Genomic DNA, 17044 nt, shown 5'->3' with positions numbered 1-17044 from the left:
ATGCCAGAAGTTCGGGACGTCAAATACTCGGTCGCCAGGTCGAACCGCAGGACGGTAGCCATCTTCATTGAGCGGGATGGAACCGTCACGGTGAAGGCACCGACGCGGGCCAGCGACCAGCAGCTTCAGCGTCTTGTCGAACGTAAATTGCCCTGGATTTATCGGACTCTCGCGCAGTGGGGTGAGCTGAACCGCGCGCCCATTGGCAAGGAGTACGTCTCCGGTGAGACCTTTTACTTTCTTGGGCAGCCGTGTCGCCTGGACATCTCATCTGAAGGGGATGAGCCACTATCCCTGGTCGGCGATAGGTTCTTGCTGCAACCTGAGCATCGTGCGAAAGCAGATGAGATGCTTCGGGCGTTCTATCGACGCGCTGGCTATGCGCGCCTGCCCTCACTCATCGCCGACCACAGCCAGTCTATGGGCGTGAAGCCTGGAAAGCTACGCGTGTGGGAGCTCAACCACCGCTGGGCTTCTTGCTCCGCAGCGGGCAACTTGAATTTCCACTGGCGGGCTATGGCGGCGCCTCTGGATGTACTGCACTACTTGGTCGTTCACGAATTGGCGCACCTGAAGGAGCGCAATCACACGGCTGAGTTCTGGAACATCGTGTCGACGGAATTGCCAGCGTGGCGCGAATCCGCCGAGTGGCTGAAGGTGCACGGCGCTCGGATGACGTTGTGACCTAGTCGCCGAGCTTGAACGCGGGCATCGAAAGTAGCCGAATTGCCATGGAGATGGCGAAGGTCGCATCGTTAAGCAGATGAACTGCGGCAGGAACTTGCGAATCCATGGTCCGGCGAGACAAGTTCGTGGGGTCGTTGATGTCCCTGTAGTGAGACAGCGGATTCCTCAGCGACATGAGTCGCTTGAAGTCGTCTGAATCGGCTTGCGTGAGTTCGCCTTTCTCGACGCACCTCTTTAGAGTTTTGTCGAACTTGATGTGAGGCGGAACTTCGTCTCCAAAGATATCAAGCGCGAGGTGGGCTGCCAGTACGTGCTCCGCCAATCCTTGGCATAGCAGGACTGTCGCGACGTAATTTCCGTGCACAAAGCTGGACCTAGCCTCGGTCCATGCGGCAAACGCTGTTTCGCCGCCGGGCAGCATCGTTCCGCTGGACCCGAGCGTGGCGGACAGGTCCGTGAGCTGATGAAATCTTGCGACTTTGCCCCCTACGTCGTCATGCAGGTCCGCCAACAAGATGCGGAAGACGTCGGTGTCCCTCAAGGATGAGAGCAGACTGGCTTGAGATTCGGTGGGCATTTGACGAATTCGAGGCGAGTCCGAGGCCGTCGTTTAGAGCGCCTTAATCTCTCTATCGGACCTTGGGTCCTGGTACCCGGGTGCTAGCTGCGCGTTGCTTGCACCGTAGAGCGCGAGTGGGTCACGTAGCCAGAGGGCGTACTCGAGACCACGCAGATGATGGTCGGCCGAGCAGTCTACTGTCCAACGACGAAGCATGTACCCTGCGTTGGCCGCGCGGACACGAACTCGGAGCACGCCGTCCGCAGGGAAGGCGTAGTCCATCTTCACGATTTCAGGCCGGGGATGCTCTGGATGGGGCACGAGCTCCAGTTCAATGATGCGGCTCCACTGCACATCGAACTCTGCTGTTTCGTCTCTATGCACGGAGCTGTCCTCAAGCACGGTGGGCTCATCCATTCGTGTGAAGACGAAGTCGCGGAACTGTTTGTGCCTGCGGTCGAAGGCTCGTACGTGCCAGCGGATACCAATGTCCACAAGGGCCAACGGAACCAGCTCACGTTCTGTGTGCCCACTGTCAATGGAGGTGTAGCCGAGCCTTACTGCCTTGCCCCTGTGTATCGCGCGAGTGATGGGTGCCAATACAGACATCTTCGGCAGGCTCAGTGCGCTTGGAACCTCGCATCGCAGCATGGGCTGCGCCTCGTCGCCCAGCAACTCCCCCAGGCCTTCGCCGTACCCCTGCGTCAGAGCGGTCAGGACTCGACGAGGGTTGTGCTCGAACAGAGGCTTGAAGACCGGAGTTGGCCGGTAGACCTTATCCGAGCTGTCCAGTTCGAGGTTCTCAGGTGCGATTTCCCGGTAGAGCGCAATGTCTCGTGTAGCGCCGGCAGGGCCGGTGCCGAAGCGGTCAACAACGTCTGCTCGCCGGAGCTCTCCCAGGAAGTACAGCTTGAAGTCAATGTGCGACAGCCGTTCCCGCTGCGTCTTGGTTAGGTCGGCGAGGAACTGCGTTCGCCGGTCAAGGTTTTCTGCCATCTAAGCATCATAGACGATGGCGCGACCTAATGACTCCAAAAAAATTCTCTTGCCTAATCATTTTGATTAGCTATACTACACTCAAACGAAACAGGAGGTCGCAATGGCAAAGAACAACCCGCCCGGCGACGGGCACCGAATCGGAGCTGTGCGTGAGCGCAGCCAGACCGCCACGCCCTCTGGGCACTACGTCAAGCGGGATGCGCAGACGGGGCGCTTCATGGATGTGAAGTCCGATAAGACGCCGTTCAAGGGCGTCCGCAAAGAAAAGAAGTAGGCCGACCATGCTGGAACGTCTGACTGACTACTTCATCACCAAGCCAAGGCGCCTCGTCACGCTCGGGGCTGCGCTGGTGCGTTCTGGCGGCTTCCTCCTAGTCGCGGGCCTTGTTGGTCAGGTGGCTACTACAGGCGTATCGGCCTTGAAAGGGCTGGGCGGCTCTGCCCGCGCCGAGGTCGCGCTGTCTGATGTGCTGCCTGGTTACCTCAGCGTCTGGATGCCCGAGCGCGCGCTGGGCTTTGCCGTGGCGATTCTGTTGGTGATTGCTGGCTTGATTGCAGCTCGCACAGGACGCGTTCACGAGCGCTACCTGGGCAACTGACGCACTTTCGAACGACAGGCTTGCAGCCCGACCTCCATATGAACCGACCCGACCGCCTTCCCCGCGCTATTCGCAAAGTCACCGCCTCGGCGTCGGCTCGTTTCACGTACCTGGCGGAAGCCATCGCGAGGACCTTCGAGCCCACGGCCACGCAGCTCCAGGAGCTTGAGCGGGCATACATCGCGACGGGCGAGTACCTCATCGACTGCGCCGAATTCAATGGGTTGGTGGAGCAAGTACACGCACAGGGTTCTCGCCAAATGGGAACCATCGTCCGGCCCATGGATGCGAACCGTGAGGGCTTCGACATTGACCTGGTGGTACGACTGTCCAAGGCCGCACTCGTTAGATATGGCGGGCCCGGCGGTGCGGCGCTGCTGCTCGAGCACCTGTACGTCGTATTGAAGCGCTATGCCGAGCGGCATGGGCTGGGCATCGAGCGGTGGGAGCGGTGCGTGACGCTTATCTACTCGGGCGGCATGCGAGCCGACTTTGCTCCGGTCATTGACGACCCGCTGCATGTGCTTCCGTATGGCGAGCACCATGGGCGCATCCCTGACCGCGAGCGCAAGAACTATCTTTCGACCAATCCGAAGGGGTACTGCCTGGGGTTTGATGCGGCTGCAGAGGTGTCGCCAGTCTTTCGGCTTTCAGCGGCGCTGACAGCGGATTTCGCGGAGGCGCGCAAGGCCGACCTCGTGCCGCTGCCCGAGGCGGACGAGGTATTTGCTCGTCTTCTGAGCAGGTTCGTCCAACTGGGGAAGGTGCACCGCAACATTTCATTCGGAGAGCTGGAGGCGGGTTCCGACATTGCGCCGACCTCAGTCTTTCTGACGAGCCTGTTTGCGAAGGCGTTCGCCATCTTGGCGCCGCAGCCGCACGACGGTCCTTTGGACTTGTTCTTCGACATCGTGGAGCTCCTGCCGGAGCTGTTTGAGCGGGAGATTCTTGAGTCCGGTAAGGAAATCTGGACCTTGATGAACCCGTGCGCCCAGTCTGACAACCTTGCTGCCTCCATGAACGAGTCGAAACGCCAGCAAGCGTTTTCGCAATGGCAGCAGAAGTTTGTGGCCGACCTGGACGGGTTGCTGGCTGCCATCGAAGGCAGCCATGGACTCGACGCTGTCTCGAAGGCAGTGGAGCAAGCGTTCGGCCCGCGAGCAAAGCAGGCCGTTCTGGCGCACAGCGCGCAACGACGTGAGGGCAACCGGGCGTTGAAGCAGGCCGGCTTTGTGGTTGCGGGTGCGGCGTCGGTCGTCACGCCGGCCCGTGCGCACACCTATTTCGGAGGGTAACCCGATTGAGGCCACCACTGCGTCTTCCGAGCCTTGCCCAGCGCCACGCCGAATTGAAGGCACTGCGGTGGCCGGAATCGACGCTGGAGTTTGTCCAGGGGCGAGAGCTCAGATTCGGATTCAAGGTGGCTCCGACACCGATGGGTCGTATCTACCAATGTCTTCTGAAGGTTTATCCCTCGAACTTCCCGGAGCTGTTGGTGATGAACCCGGACCCGAAGGGGCTCGCCGTAGGACGGCCGCTGCCGCACGTATATCCGCATAAAGGGCAGGGGACCAAGTTGTGTCTTTGGCTCCCAAGTGCGCACGAGTGGTCGCCACAGATGCGGTTCAGCGAGACCTATCTTCCTTGGGCCGCGGAGTGGCTCGACTACTTCGAGGAATGGCTCGTAACGGATGTTTGGACCGGCGGCGGAGAGCATCCGGAGCCCAAGACGCGAAGGTGGGGACGGCGCCCACCGCTCATCGAGAACGCCGTAGCTGCCTCTAAAGAACACTGAAAAGGGAAGGACTACCAATGACCACCGAACATCGAATCGACATCGAGCAGAACAAGCCCGAACGGCTGGAGCTGCTGCGTGCGCAGCGGCGCTTCTATTCCCGTGCGAAGAACTGTCAGAACCTCGTTGCCATCACGGCGTTGTTACTGCCGACGCTCGGGTTGCTCTTCGGAACCCGATTTCCGGAAATTCGGCCCTATCTCGGCTTCGCGTCGATTGCCCTACTGCTCCTCGACGTGGCAGTCCTTTCGCCGAGGCAGCGTGCCAGTAGCAAGGCGGGAGCCCTGGTCCAGGAGCAATTCGACACCGAGGTCTTGAAGCTGGATTGGAACAAGTTGGTCGCTGGTAGCCGAGTTGACCCTGAAGAGCTGCGCGCTATTGCTTCCGGTCAGATGTCCGACAAGGAGAAGAAGGGGTTCGAGAACTGGTACGAAGGCGCCATCTCCACGTTGCCGTTGTCGGTCGGTCGGCTCCTGTGCCAGCGAACGAATGTGGTCTACGACTTGGGAGTGCGTCGAAAGTATTCAGCAGCGCTCTTTTGCATCGCAGGGGTTCTCGGTGTTGGGTTGTTTTCTGTGGGCCTCTATCACGGACTAAAGCTCGACGAACTCATCATCTCTGTGGGTCTTCCAATGTTGCCGCTGGTTAGTTTTGTCCTCCGGGAATACCGCAAACAGGAGGACACCATCGAGTCGTTGAAGACGCTCAAGGGTGAAATCGAAAAGGTTTGGGACAAGGCTCTTGTGGGTGCTTCGGCAGAGGACCTGACGCTGAGTTCGCGTGCACTCCAAGATGCCATCTACCGGCACCGCGCTAGCAATCCGCTGGTGTTTGACTGGCTCTATTACCGGCTTCGAAATAAGTCCGAAGCGCAGGCTAGGCATGCAGCTGAGAAGCTTGTTGCCGAGGCCGTGAGCAAGTTGAAGCTGTCGGGGGCCTAATGAAGCTGCATGAACACTTCAAGACCTTCCTCGACGACCATGTCAACCTGAACAGTACGCGACTTAGCCAACTAGAGGGCAGCAGTGTTGCCGTTGAGAATGCGGTCCGCGCGCTTGCTTGGGGTCCAAAGATTATTTCGTTTGCGCATCAAGGGTCGTGGGCTCACGAAACCATCATCAAGCCGCAGCCGGGACAACCGTTTGACGCTGACTTGCTCGTATTCGTGGAGGCCAAAGAAGGCTGGGCTCCCAAAGACTATGTAAACGAGCTTGCCACCAAGCTCGGGCAACTCCCAGCCTACGACGGCAAGGTCCGTCGCTATTCGCATTGCGCCACTATCGAGTACGCCGGCGAGCGCAAGATTGATATTGCGCCGTGTGTGGTCAACCGGCGCTACACAGGCCAGTACGAAGTCTGCAATCGCCATACCGACCAGTTCGAAGTCTCTGCACCGTTGGCATACACGGAGTGGGTGAAAGGCAAGAATGGTGTCGCCGGTGGGAACGACTTGAAGAAGGTCACCCGTCTATTGAAGTACATGCGCGACATCAAGGGCAACTTCACGTGCCCCTCATTCTTGCTGACTACGCTGATGGGTCTGCAGGTTTATGAGAGTGACCGAGGAAGTGCTCAGTTTGCAGACTTGACCACTACGCTCAAGACGCTGGTCGGCCGCCTGGATGACTGGCTACAGGCTCGGCCGTACGTTCCGGTCGTGCCAAATCCAGAGCTGCCCCACGAAGACCAGGCCGGTGGCTGGGACCAAACGCAATACGGAAACTTTCGCGACAAGGTGAATTTGTATCGCGGCTGGATTGACGACGCGTACGCTGAGACCGACCGTGACGAAAGCATCGGCAAGTGGCAGCGCGTATTCGGCGACAACTTTGCCGCGGGCGAGGCCAAGCGTGCCGCCGAGCAAGTCAGCGAGGCAGCCACTACGGGTGCTTTGGTCCTGGGAAACCACTTTCAGGACTTGGTCGAGAAGGTGAAGGCATTGGGGGCGGCCGCAGTACCTGCGAAGCTACGTCAACTGCCTCACGTGCGGCGGCCAACCTGGCGAAGGGCCCCTGAGCAGCATGCCGTGAGAGTGGCTGCAGAGCTACGGACCGGGCAATATGGAAACACCGTTCGGACCATTCAATCTGCGGAAGCGTTGCAACCGGGATATTGGGTCCGGTTCAACGCCACGGGCGCCCACGGCATGCCATTTTCCTCTGACTACAAGGTTCAATGGCGCGTGACGAACACGGATAAGGTCGCTTCCCGAGCTGGTGCGCTCCGGGGCGAGTTCTACGCTTCCGACAGTGGCACGAGTCGTTCCGAAGGGCTGGAGTACCGTGGCGTTCACTTCGTTGAGGCGTTTCTTATTCGGAAGCGCGACAACCGCCTGGTCGGGCAGTCAGACCCCTTCTATGTTGTCATCGAGTAGCTAGGTATGCGATGCCTTCTGCAGTGGCGTGCGGTTTGCGCGCCGCTCTTGGCCATTGCCGGGTTGCCCATTGGCATCAGCAGCTTTGCCCAGACGCCGCAGGTGTTGGCTGTCCATTGCGTTGAGACGACAGGCCATCACGATGGGGACACGTTCACCTGCAAGTCAGCATCGGCCCCAGCCTCCAAGTTTGTAGTTCGCGTTGCCAGCATTGATGCGCCTGAGACCGGCCAAGCCTACTGGCGAGTTGCTAGGGCGCGTCTTCGCGAACTCGCGGCGCCAGGTAGTTCCGTCGATTGCTACAAGGTCGACCGCTATGGCCGAAAAGTCTGCCGTTTGAAAACGAGCGATGGTCGAGATGCCGCGGACCTGATGCTTTCGGAGGGGCTGGCTTGGTACCCGGAGGACTACGTCGACGAAGACGCCCCGCATGACCGGGAGCGGTATCGGCGCCTGCAAGCAGATGCCAAGGCTGCAAAGCGTGGACTCTGGGCAGAGCCCGACCCTATGGCACCGAAGACTTGTCGCCAACGCAGGCAAGCAAGGCAGAGCTGTCATTGAACGGAGCAGCGAATCAATCCATGAACACTGCAATTCCAAAGAGCTTGGCTGCACTGCTTAAGAACCTGTCGAAGGAGTTCCCCTCAAAGAAAATGCCGGAGCGAGTTCCCTATCCCAATCTTCCGCAATCGGGGCGTCTGACACAGCGACAGAAATGGACGTCGATGCTCTGGTCAATCGACTCGGCCCAGGCGAACGGCAAGCATGCACTTCGGGGTCTAGCGGTAGCACTATCGCAGGTCATCAGGGCCCGAGCCCTTGAGACGCTGGTCATGGACGCTCGCGAGTTCCATAAGCCAGCTTGGGATGCAGACGACTTGCTGTGGGATGAGTCACTGCCCTTGAACTCAGCTGGGGACACGCGCGCCTCGTTGACGAAGAAGGTTTCTCGAACACTGTCGGTCGAGCTCAACGATGCCATCGTCTTTCCATCGCCGTGGGAGCGCTGGCGACTTTTCAAGGCGCTCCAGGAGCTGGGCTCGAAGCGAGAGTGGGGCCCCTGGCGGCAGGACCGGAACCATTTCGGTATCGCTTGGAAGCCGTGGCCAATAGTCTGGGTTTCCAACGGCAATCACAGCACGATGGCCGCACTCATCCGGGGTGGCGGCAAGTTCAAGTGCTACGAAGCCCACGACTTCAGCCTTGTGTTGGAGGCAGTGGGGACCGATGGTGTGAACTGGATTCGCCAGGACACTGGGGAGGTGCTGGCGCCGGTTCGGTCCTTGCCGATGGCAGGCATCTTCGAAATTGGCCGGCGGCTGTTGACATAGCTTGCCCAATCCGACTACTTGTAGCGGTCGACTACTTCGATTGACGTCAAGAACTCGCCTTCGTTGCTACTTTGACCGGCCGTGGCAAATAGCTCCTTGGCGTCATCATCCCATTGGTGATGCATCTGCTTTTCTAGCTTGTACTGGTCGAAGCGCTGATAGATGAAGGGGAGCACATGGCGCTTCCAAAGAAGTTGTGGCACGGCCGGATGGCTACGCTCTAGGCCCGAGTTGTGTCGGTCGCCGAAGCACACTATGCGGACAACGAGAGATTCGTCCTCCCAAACGCCCTTCTGGTACAGGGACTCTGCGATGGCATCTGCAAGGTCCGCAGGGCGGAAGCCGCCGGCACAGAGTACCTTTTGCAGGTTCTCGCGCTTGGGGTCTGTCCAAGGCCCGTTTAAGCGGCACTGGTCCGTCTTGACCTCCGAAAGAACAACCATCGGTCGCTTCTCGCCGGTGAACAGCTCGAAATCGGGCATCGGGCGACTTCGGTTTTCGGCTCGGAACGGGAAACGAACGCCGAGCACGTCGACATCTGTCTGCTGCGGATAAGCCCCATCCTCCCGCGGGCCTTCCGGATGCACGATGAAGTTGGGGATGGTGAGGAAGCCATTTAGGCGCAAGAACCAGAAGGCCAAGCGCTCGGAGAGGATTTGCATCGTCGAAGCATTCCCGCCATGCAGGGCTAGTGTCAAGGAGAAAGCTTCCCCCTAGCCCAAGAGCCGGCGGAGATTGAAATTGCCAAGGCACAAAAACAAGGCCCCGAGGGTCTACACCGTCGGGGCCGGAACACCATGCGCTGTCATCACGCTAAGTGCCTGCTCAGGGAGGAAAAGCAGGGCGGCAGGGCTAACGCCATGCCACATAGCGAGTCTAGCTCTCCAAAGTCAGCCCCGAGACGCTTAGATGCGCACCTTGTCGGCCCACATGCGCACAAGCGCTGCAGCATCTCGGTTGGCGTCTCGCTCAGCCTCGGCATAGGTGTCTCGGTAGCACAGGCACTCGTGCTCAACCTTGAGCGCCTTCTTGCCTTGGAGACAGCTGACACGCCCCACATAGAAGCCTTCGACCATCGCGACCGAGGTGAAGGCGCTGACATCGGGGGAGAAGTAGAGAGCGGGCATTCGAACCTCGCGGGCGGTGTGGTCGCAAGATGATGCGGCTACCGGCTGGTGCTGGCAAGTAAAAGCGCGCCGCGCGGCCGAGACATACTTCGTTTCCAAATGTCCGGAAGCACTTTCAGTTGGCGACATACTCTTTTACCCGTCTCGTCGGGAAGTACTTTCCGTTGGTAAATATTGGGAAGTACTCTTTTGCCCGCCAGGTCGGGAAGAACTCTTTGCGTTGGCGACGTACTCTTTTGCCCGTCAAGGCGCTGAAGTGTCTCGTGCTCGCGTTTTCCATCATCTTTGGACAAATCTGCGCGTACATGATGGAAAGTGATACGTGACAAGGACTTAGCGTCGTTCCACCGACCTTGGACAAATTTGCGCGTAGTCGGTGGAAAGTGTTGTAAATCAATGGCTTAGACACGGTTATGGGCCAAAAGTACAATTATGGTTTCCGCCATAATTTTCCATAATTGCCGCTCTGGGAGTGCTCGACGTCGGGAAGTACTTTCCCGTTGGCGAAGTACTCTTTTGCCCGTGACGGGCGCCAGGCTGTGCGTTGGGTCGGGAAGTACTCAATACCCGTCGAGAGCCTAAGTTGTTGATTTTCTTGGAGGGGTGGCGGCGACGTGCTGTTCACGGCTTAAAAATGAAAAAGAGGGTGGCAGTGCCACCCTCTTGAATTTCTGCCTAAATTTCAGGCAGGCAAATAAGTGCTTCTCGCTGAAATCAATGACTTAGCAGCGATTTTGGCCTATTGGTCCGTGCCGGCGGGAAGTACTTTCCCGTTGGCAAATCTTCGGAAGTACTCAATACCCGCGGAAGTACTCTTTTGCCCTGAACCAATCGCTCGTTCGGACTGGGCCTTGTATCGCGATACCGGGGTTGCCCATCTTGTCGCCATCTCAGGCATGCACGTCACAATGCTCGCATGGGCCGCTCAGGCCCTGGCGTTTGCGCTCTGGAGGCGCAGCGGCCGCGCCTGCCTGTGCTTGCCTGCGCCCACTGCAGCTCGCTGGATTGGCGTGGCCACGGCCTTTGCCTATGCGCTGTTCGCGGGCTGGGGCGTGCCCGCACAGCGCACGGTCTGGATGCTCGCCGGCGTGGCGCTCTTGCGCAGCGCGGGCCTGCGCTGGCCCTGGCCCTTGCAGCTGCTCGGGGCGGCTGCGCTGGTCACGGCAATCGACCCCTGGGCGGTGGCGCAGGCCGGCTTCTGGCTGTCGTTCGCGGCCGTGGGCTTGCTGATGGCCGGCGGGCAATCGGCACCGCAGGGCTGGCGCGCGCATCTGCTCGCCGGCTTTCGCGCGCAATGGGTGGCCACCTTGGGGCTGGCGCCCTTGAGCCTGCTGTTCTTCCAGCAGATCTCGGTGGTCGGCCTGCTGGCCAATCTGGTCGCGATTCCGGTGGTCAGCCTGGTGATCACGCCGCTGGCCTTGGCCGGCGCCGTCCTGCCCGGGCTCTGGCATTGGGCGGCCTGGTGCGTGGAGGGGCTGCGCTGGTACCTGCGGCTCCTGCAAGGCCTGCCTGGCGCCGTCTGGTGGTTGCCGGTCGCTCCTGTCTGGGCGCAGGCCCTGGGCTTGCTGGCCGGTGCCTTGCTGGTGATGCCGCTGCCCTGGCGTTTGCGCCTGCTGGGCCCGCTGATGGCGCTGGCCTTGCTTTGGCCGGCGCCCATGCGCCTGGCTGCGGGGCGCTTCGAGATCCTCGCGCCCGACGTCGGCCAGGGCACGGCGGTGCTGGTGCGCACCGAACACCATGCCTTGCTCTTCGATGCCGGCCCGCAATGGGGGCCGGGCAGCGATGCAGGGCAGCGCGTGCTGCTGCCGCTCTTGCGGGCAATGGGGCAGCGGCGGCTGGACCTCATGATGCTCAGCCATCGCGATGCCGACCATGTGGGCGGCGCGGAGGCGCTCATGAGCGGGCTGGAGGTGGCCGCCTTGAGCAGCTCGCTGGCTTCGGACCACCCCTTGCTGACGGGGCGCAGCGCAGCGCGTTGTGAAGCCGGGCAACGGTGGACATGGGATGGCGTGCGCTTCGAGGTCTTGCAGCCAGCGGCGGCCGACTATCGCGAATCCGCGAAGAGCAATGCGCTGTCCTGCGTCTTGCGGATCAGCGATGCAGAGGGCCGTTCGGCCCTGCTGACTGGCGACATCGAAGCGGCGCAGGAGCGCTCGCTGATGGCTTCGACGTCATTGCTGCGAAGCGACCTGCTGCTGGTGCCACATCACGGCAGCAAGACCTCCTCGACGCCCGAGTTTCTCGCCGCTGTCGCGCCCTCGATGGCCCTCGTGCAGGCCGGCTACCGCAACCGTTTCGGCCATCCGGCGATCGAGGTGCTGGCGCGCTACCAGGCGCAGGGCATCAAGGTCTGGACCTCGCCCGATTGCGGCGCCTGGTCCTGGCGCAGTGCGGAGCTTTCAGCGCGCTGCCAGCGAGCGACAGACCAGCGCTACTGGCACAGCCGCCCGCTTCAAGGCGAAGCGCTGGGGCCGGAGCTGCCGGATGCTGCCGGTGCCGGCGGCTGAGCCGTGCCGATCATTCGCATGGCCTGCAGCTCGCGCCCCAGTTCGATCACCGCGAGGGCGTAGTAGGACGACTGGTTGTAGCGGGTCAGCGCGTAGAAGTTTTGCGTGCCCAGGCGATAGACCGGCGCAGCCCGCTCGCCCATCTGCAGCTCGATCACTGCCAGCGGGCCTTCGTGCATGCGCGCCGCGTCGGAAATCTGCGCGCCCATCTCGACCAGCTGTGCGGCGCTGAACGTGGGCCGGATGTCCGGCACTAGCATCTGCGCGCGCGCCGTGGTGTCGGCTGGCATCACCAGCGTGTAGTCGCTCGCCTGGCCGCGCAGCCAGCCATGCTCGGCCAGGAAATTGGCGACGCTGCCGATGGCGTCCACCGGGCTGCCGATCAGGTCGATCTGGCCGTCGCCATCAAAGTCCAGCGCATAGCGGTTCCAGCTGCCCGGCATGAACTGGCCAAAGCCCATGGCGCCGGCATACGAGCCTTTGAACCCAGACGGATCCAGGCCTTCATGGCGGGCCAGCAGCAGGAGTTCCACCAGCTGCTGGCGGAAGAAGGCGCTGCGGTCGCTGCGGCCCTTGGGAAATTCGAAAGTGAGCGTGACCAATGCATCGAGCGCCGAATAGCCGCCCATGATGCGGCCATAGAAGGTTTCCACGCCGAGGATGCCCATGATGACGCTGGCCGGCACGCCAAAGCGCTCTTCGGCGCGGGCCAGGGCCGCTTGATGCTCATTCCAGAAAGCCAGGCCGGCCTGCAGTCTTTGCGCTTCGATGAAGCGGGCGCGGTAGGCACCCCAATCCTTGGCCGCACCGGCGGGCGCCGGCATGATGAGTCGCTGCACCGAAGGCACGACTTTGGCTGCAGCCAACTGCCGGCGCAGCAGGGCTTCGTCAAATCCTTCCCTGGCAGCCAGCTCGGCGGCGAACCGGCGCATGTCTTCGCGCTCGCCCAGGGGCCTGGGCGCCGCATCGCGTGCCTTCTGCACCTTCTTCTGGCTGAGCTTGTGCTTGGTCTTGGGCTGCGCGGCTTCGGCCAGCGGCGCAGCAAACATCAGGGTGGCACTCAGCGCAAGGATTCTCAGGAGCATGGATTCGGCAACGACAGCATTTCAGCGATTGCTTCGCAGCATACGTCCTGCCGCGCGCACGCCGGCCCACCAGCGCTGCCTTGTGCGCCAGTCCTGTGCATGAGCCTGCGGCCCGTAGCGCGAAGCCTCCAGAGCCAGCAGCAGGTCGACCAGCGGTTGTGCGGCTTCGCCATGGCGGGCGTGCACAAGCTGCGCCCATTGTCGCGGCGCGTGGTGCGATTCGGCAGGCACATCGAGCCGGCGCAGCAGGGCGAGCACGCGAGCGCGCTGGCGGCTCCATGCATCGTGGGGCCGCATCTGCCAGCGCATCCAGACCCAGCCAGCCAGCGTGGCGGCGAGGATGAGCCCGGAAATCAGCTGGCCTAGCGCGTTCCAGTCCGGCTGTTCCCAGCCCAGGCTCTTCAAGAGATCGAACTGCTGGCCGCGCGAGTAGTTCAGGACCACCTGCTGCCAGCGGTTGTTGAGGGTCTCCCAGCCATTGCGCAGGCTGCGCCAGAGCTGCGGGCTCATCTGGCCCAGCACGCCGGCCAGCGCGCCAGGCGTGGGCTGCAGGGAGCGGCCGGCATTGATGCGCTCGGGCGCCACGGCCGCCGTCGGGTCGGCGCGCACCCAGCCGCGCCCGGCCACCCAGTACTCGGCCCAGGCATGGGCGTTGCTGTTGCGCACGATCCAGTAGTCGTCCTGCTGCACGGGGTCCACGCCCTGAAAGCCGGTGACCACGCGGGCCGGCACGTCCATGGCGCGCATGACCACCACAAAAGCTGCGGCGAAATGCTCGCAAAAACCCAGGCGCCGGTCGAACCAGAATTCGTCGATCAGGTGCGGGCTCTGCTCGCCATAGCGGCCCGGCTCCAGCGTGTAGGTGAAGTCGGCCTGGCGGATGTGCTGCATCACCGCCTCGACCAGGGCTGGCGTGTCGGCCGCATCGCCTTGCTGCGCGCGCACGCTGCTGGCCCAGGCCAGCGTTCGCGGGTTGAGGCCCACAGGCAGCGCGAGGTACTCGCGCAGCGTGGGTGTGCGCAAGAGCGGCCCGTGCTCATGCTGAAGCCAGACACGCTGGCTGAAGCGCAGCCGCTCGGTCACCGGCCGGCTGGCCAGCCATTGCAGGTCAGCGCCGCGTGTCAACTGCAGCTGGTCGATGGCCCAGATGGCGCCAGGCCCTTCACGGCCAAGTTCGAGCACAGGCAAGACCGGAATGCGCAGCGGCTCCAACGTCACCTCGAGCTGCAGCGGCGCGCCGCTGACCCGCGGTGCGGCATCGCGCATGGCGAAGGGGCGCGGGCTCGGCCGCCAGCTGCGGCCATCGAAGCTGGACAGCACGGGCCCGCGGAAGTACAGCGCCGAGCTGGGTGGCAGGGGGCCATCGAAGCGCAGCCGCATCGCCACGCTTTCGTCGTTGGCGATCTCGCTCATTGCGCCGAAGTCCATGCGGTCCGAGAGCCCGGTCTTGCCCACCGCATCGGCCGGCACGCCCCACAGCGGCGCGATCCGCGGGAACAGGAAGAACAGGGCCAGCATCAGCGGCAGGCCCAGGAGCGTGGTGCGCGCCGCCTGGCGCGCCGCGAGCGCGAGCGAGGGCTGGCCTATCGGCATCTGCGCGAGCACCAGCGCGCTCAAGAGCGCCCAGACGGTCAAGACCATCCACAGCGCCGTGAGCAGGGACTGCGAATAGAGAAAGCCGGTCAGCACCAGGAAGAAGCCGAGGAAGAACACGACGAAGGCATCGCGGCGGGCGCGCAGCTCCAGCGTCTTCAGGGCCATCAGGAGCGTCAGCATCGTGATGCCGGGCTCGCGGCCGAGGATGCTGCGGTAGTTCAGCCAGGTCAGGCCGGCGGTGACGACGAGCAGGGCGACGAGCGTCCAGCGCCCCGGCAGCGGAGCACCACGCCAGGCCAGTTGGCCGCGCCAGAGCAGGACCAGGGCCGTCATCGCGCTGCACCACCAGGGCAGATGGCTGGCATGCGGCAACACCGTGGCCGCGATGGTGGCGAGCAGGAACAGGGTGTCGCGCGTATCGCGCGGCAGGCGGGCAAGCCTGTCTCCAAGCAGGCTCATGAGCCACGCCCCGGTTCAGCCAGCGCCAGCAGCTCCAGGCAGGTGCGGCGATGCTCGGCGCCCTGGGCCGGGGCCAGGTCTTGCCCAAACAGCTTCAGGCCATAGGGATGGCCCTGGCTTTCAGCGGCGAGCACCCAGGCGCAGAGGCGCGAAAGCCTCGCTTCCCAGTCTCGGCCCGCCGTATCGGCAATGTCGAGCCAGAGGCGCTGGCTGGCGGGTGCGCGGGTCTCGCGCACCCACAAGGGACCGCCTTGCTCCATCGCCAGCGCGGCCTTCTTCCAGACGACTTGACGCAGGCTGTCGCCGCGGCGGTAGGCGCGCACGCCCTCGAAATCCTGGCCGGGCAGCAGCACAGCGCCGCTGGTCTCGCCGGCGTCTGCCGCCTGGGCGCTGGGTGCGAAGGGCGCGGCCGGGCTTTCCGGCTGCGGATAGACCCAGACCTGGGCTGCCGGCCGCCAGATGCTCCAGGCGCGGAACAGGCCCAGTGGGAAGCGCGTCTCGATCACCAGCGTGGGCAATTCACTCAGTCCGCGCCTCGGCGCCTTGAAGCGCACATGGACCAGCGCATGGCCTTGTGCCGGCACATCGCACCAGGCCGTCTCGCCGCCGTCCTGCACGCGGATGCCGACACCAAAGCGTGCGCGGCCGCTGTTGTGCACGCGCAGCTCCAATTGCAGGTCGCCGCCGGCAAAACCGGGCGTGGGCTCGCGCAGGTCCATTTGCAGGCCGCGCAGGTTGCCGTGCGTCGTGTGCATCGATGCAAAGCCCGCGCCGGTCAGCAGAAAGGTCAGCATATAGCCCAGGCTCAGCTGATCGTTGATCGAGGCGATGAGCAGCAAGCCCAGCGTGGCGCAGAAGAACAGCCCCGGCCGGCTCGGCACGATGTAGATGTTGTTCTGGCCCATGACATGGGTGTCGCGCCGCTGGTGGCGGCCGGCCCACCAGGCGTCGATGCGTTTGCGCAGGGGGGCCAGCATCAGGGAATCGGCAGGGCCTCGATCATGGCGCGCACCTGCTCGGCCGCGCCGCGCCCGGCGCCGGCCCGCGGGCGCAGCCGGTGGGCGATGGTCTGCGGCAGGATGGCCTGCACATCATCGGGCGCCACGAAGTCGCGCTGGTCCAGCAGCGCCCTGGCACGCGCGGCGCGCAGCACGCCCAGGCCCGCGCGCGGGCTCAGGCCTTCGGTGAACCATTGGCCGGAGCGCGTGGCGGCGATCAGCGCCTGCAGATAGTCCAGCAGCGCTGGCGAGGCATGGATGGATTTCACGGCCGCCTGCGCCGCCTGCACGTCAGCCGGCGTCATGATGGGCTGCAAGGCACGGATCGCTTCGCGGCTGTCCTGGCCCATCAGGAGCTCGCGCTCGGAAGCCGCGTCAGGGTAGCCGAGCGAAATGCACATCAGGAAGCGGTCCAGCTGAGATTCCGGCAGCGGGTAGGTGCCCAGTTGCTCGCTCGGGTTCTGGGTGGCGATGACGAAGAAGGGCTGGGGCAGGGCGTGGCTGGTGCCATCGATGCTGACCTGGTTCTCTTCCATCGCTTCCAGCAGCGCGCTCTGCGTCTTCGGGCCGGCGCGGTTGATCTCGTCAGCGAGCAGCACCTGGGCGAAGACCGGGCCGGGGTGAAAGACGAAGCCGGCTTTCTCCCGCTCGTAGATGCTCACGCCGAGCAGGTCGGAGGGCATCAGGTCGGCCGTGAACTGCAGGCGCGAGAACTTCAGGCCCATGGACACCGCCAGCGCATGCGCCAGGGTTGTCTTGCCCACGCCGGGCAGGTCTTCGATCAGCAGGTGGCCACCGGCGATCAGGCAGGCCACGGCGTCGCGGATCTGGGCCGGTTTGCCCTTGATGATCGTGCTAATCTGGCGCTGCAAGTCGCCGAGTTGCCGGGCCACAAGGGCTTGAGACTCTTTCGTTTGCGTCATGCGGC

Annotated in this window: 18 protein-coding genes; 10 read left to right on the top strand and 8 right to left on the bottom strand. The window is 62.9% G+C overall.

The window, feature by feature from the left end; genetic code table 11:
- Window positions 1-684, top strand: coding sequence for a M48 family metallopeptidase (locus ABT392_RS10140; RefSeq protein ID WP_395385835.1), 684 nt, complete (start codon window positions 1-3; stop codon window positions 682-684).
- A 1-nt stretch (window position 685) separates the two neighbouring features.
- On the opposite strand, the gene ABT392_RS10135 is transcribed toward ABT392_RS10140, so the two are convergent.
- Window positions 686-1264 carry a hypothetical protein gene (locus ABT392_RS10135; protein ID WP_395385836.1) on the bottom strand — a complete coding sequence of 193 codons (579 nt, stop codon included), beginning with the start codon at window positions 1262-1264 and terminating at the stop codon, window positions 686-688.
- 33 nt (window positions 1265-1297) lie between these two features.
- Window positions 1298-2242: a WYL domain-containing protein gene (locus ABT392_RS10130; protein ID WP_395385837.1), complete on the bottom strand. Its 945-nt coding sequence runs from the start codon at window positions 2240-2242 to the stop codon at window positions 1298-1300.
- A 103-nt stretch (window positions 2243-2345) separates the two neighbouring features.
- Here ABT392_RS10130 and ABT392_RS10125 point away from each other — a divergent pair, with 103 nt between their 5' ends.
- From ABT392_RS10125 to ABT392_RS10090, 8 genes are read left to right on the top strand one after another with little or no spacing between them, the layout of a single operon-like run.
- Entirely contained in the window at window positions 2346-2519 is a 174-nt protein-coding gene (locus tag ABT392_RS10125; protein WP_395385838.1) for a hypothetical protein, read from the top strand.
- A gap of 7 nt (window positions 2520-2526) precedes the next feature.
- Window positions 2527-2844, top strand: coding sequence for a hypothetical protein (locus ABT392_RS10120; protein ID WP_395385839.1), 318 nt, complete (start codon window positions 2527-2529; stop codon window positions 2842-2844).
- A 38-nt stretch (window positions 2845-2882) separates the two neighbouring features.
- Window positions 2883-4139 (top strand): nucleotidyltransferase domain-containing protein, encoded by a 1257-nt coding sequence (locus ABT392_RS10115; RefSeq protein WP_395385840.1) that lies wholly within the window; start codon window positions 2883-2885, stop codon window positions 4137-4139.
- A gap of 5 nt (window positions 4140-4144) precedes the next feature.
- A complete protein-coding gene (locus ABT392_RS10110; protein ID WP_464970967.1) occupies window positions 4145-4639 on the top strand; it encodes a hypothetical protein in 495 nt (164 codons plus the stop codon).
- 17 nt (window positions 4640-4656) lie between these two features.
- Window positions 4657-5580, top strand: a complete 924-nt coding sequence (locus ABT392_RS10105; RefSeq protein ID WP_395385841.1) for an S-4TM family putative pore-forming effector — start codon at window positions 4657-4659, stop codon at window positions 5578-5580.
- Window positions 5580-7013 (top strand): SMODS domain-containing nucleotidyltransferase, encoded by a 1434-nt coding sequence (locus tag ABT392_RS10100; protein WP_395385842.1) that lies wholly within the window; start codon window positions 5580-5582, stop codon window positions 7011-7013. Before ABT392_RS10105 ends, ABT392_RS10100 begins: the two co-directional genes overlap by 1 nt.
- Before the next feature lie 6 nt (window positions 7014-7019).
- Window positions 7020-7574 (top strand): thermonuclease family protein, encoded by a 555-nt coding sequence (locus ABT392_RS10095; RefSeq protein WP_395385843.1) that lies wholly within the window; start codon window positions 7020-7022, stop codon window positions 7572-7574.
- A 20-nt stretch (window positions 7575-7594) separates the two neighbouring features.
- Complete coding sequence (locus tag ABT392_RS10090) at window positions 7595-8344, top strand: DUF6710 family protein (RefSeq protein WP_395385844.1); 750 nt, start codon at window positions 7595-7597, stop codon at window positions 8342-8344.
- Between the two features lie 14 nt (window positions 8345-8358).
- Here the strand turns inward: ABT392_RS10090 and ABT392_RS10085 are convergent, their stop codons facing one another.
- Window positions 8359-9042, bottom strand: a complete 684-nt coding sequence (locus ABT392_RS10085; protein WP_395385845.1) for a hypothetical protein — start codon at window positions 9040-9042, stop codon at window positions 8359-8361.
- A 207-nt stretch (window positions 9043-9249) separates the two neighbouring features.
- Entirely contained in the window at window positions 9250-9471 is a 222-nt protein-coding gene (locus ABT392_RS10080) for a hypothetical protein (protein WP_395385846.1), read from the bottom strand.
- A 698-nt stretch (window positions 9472-10169) separates the two neighbouring features.
- Here ABT392_RS10080 and ABT392_RS10075 point away from each other — a divergent pair.
- Window positions 10170-11978, top strand: a complete 1809-nt coding sequence (locus ABT392_RS10075) for a DNA internalization-related competence protein ComEC/Rec2 (RefSeq protein WP_464970966.1) — start codon at window positions 10170-10172, stop codon at window positions 11976-11978.
- Here the strand turns inward: ABT392_RS10075 and mltB are convergent.
- Genes mltB through ABT392_RS10055 form a run of 4 tightly spaced genes read right to left on the bottom strand, consistent with a single transcriptional unit; the run spans window position 11924 to window position 17039 of the window.
- The gene (mltB, locus tag ABT392_RS10070; RefSeq protein ID WP_334275736.1) at window positions 11924-13063 is read right to left on the bottom strand and encodes a lytic murein transglycosylase B; all 1140 of its coding nucleotides are present in this window, start codon (window positions 13061-13063) and stop codon (window positions 11924-11926) included. The two genes, ABT392_RS10075 and mltB, sit on opposite strands and share 55 nt — an antisense overlap.
- A gap of 21 nt (window positions 13064-13084) precedes the next feature.
- Window positions 13085-15118 carry a transglutaminase TgpA family protein gene (locus ABT392_RS10065; RefSeq protein ID WP_334275735.1) on the bottom strand — a complete coding sequence of 678 codons (2034 nt, stop codon included), beginning with the start codon at window positions 15116-15118 and terminating at the stop codon, window positions 13085-13087.
- On the bottom strand, window positions 15115-16095 hold the full coding sequence (locus tag ABT392_RS10060; RefSeq protein ID WP_334275734.1) for a DUF58 domain-containing protein: 981 nt from the start codon (window positions 16093-16095) through the stop codon (window positions 15115-15117). The genes ABT392_RS10065 and ABT392_RS10060 overlap by 4 nt, the downstream gene beginning before the upstream one ends.
- Window positions 16095-17039, bottom strand: a complete 945-nt coding sequence (locus ABT392_RS10055) for an AAA family ATPase (RefSeq protein WP_395385847.1) — start codon at window positions 17037-17039, stop codon at window positions 16095-16097. Before ABT392_RS10055 ends, ABT392_RS10060 begins: the two co-directional genes overlap by 1 nt.
- Between the last annotated feature and the right edge of the window lie 5 nt (window positions 17040-17044).

It is taken from the genome of Paucibacter sp. JuS9, assembly GCF_044043925.2.
Lineage (GTDB): Bacteria > Pseudomonadota > Gammaproteobacteria > Burkholderiales > Burkholderiaceae_C > JAUASW01.
The sequence above is the reverse complement of the archived record's forward strand: the minus strand, read 5'-3'. Positions and strand labels throughout refer to the sequence as shown.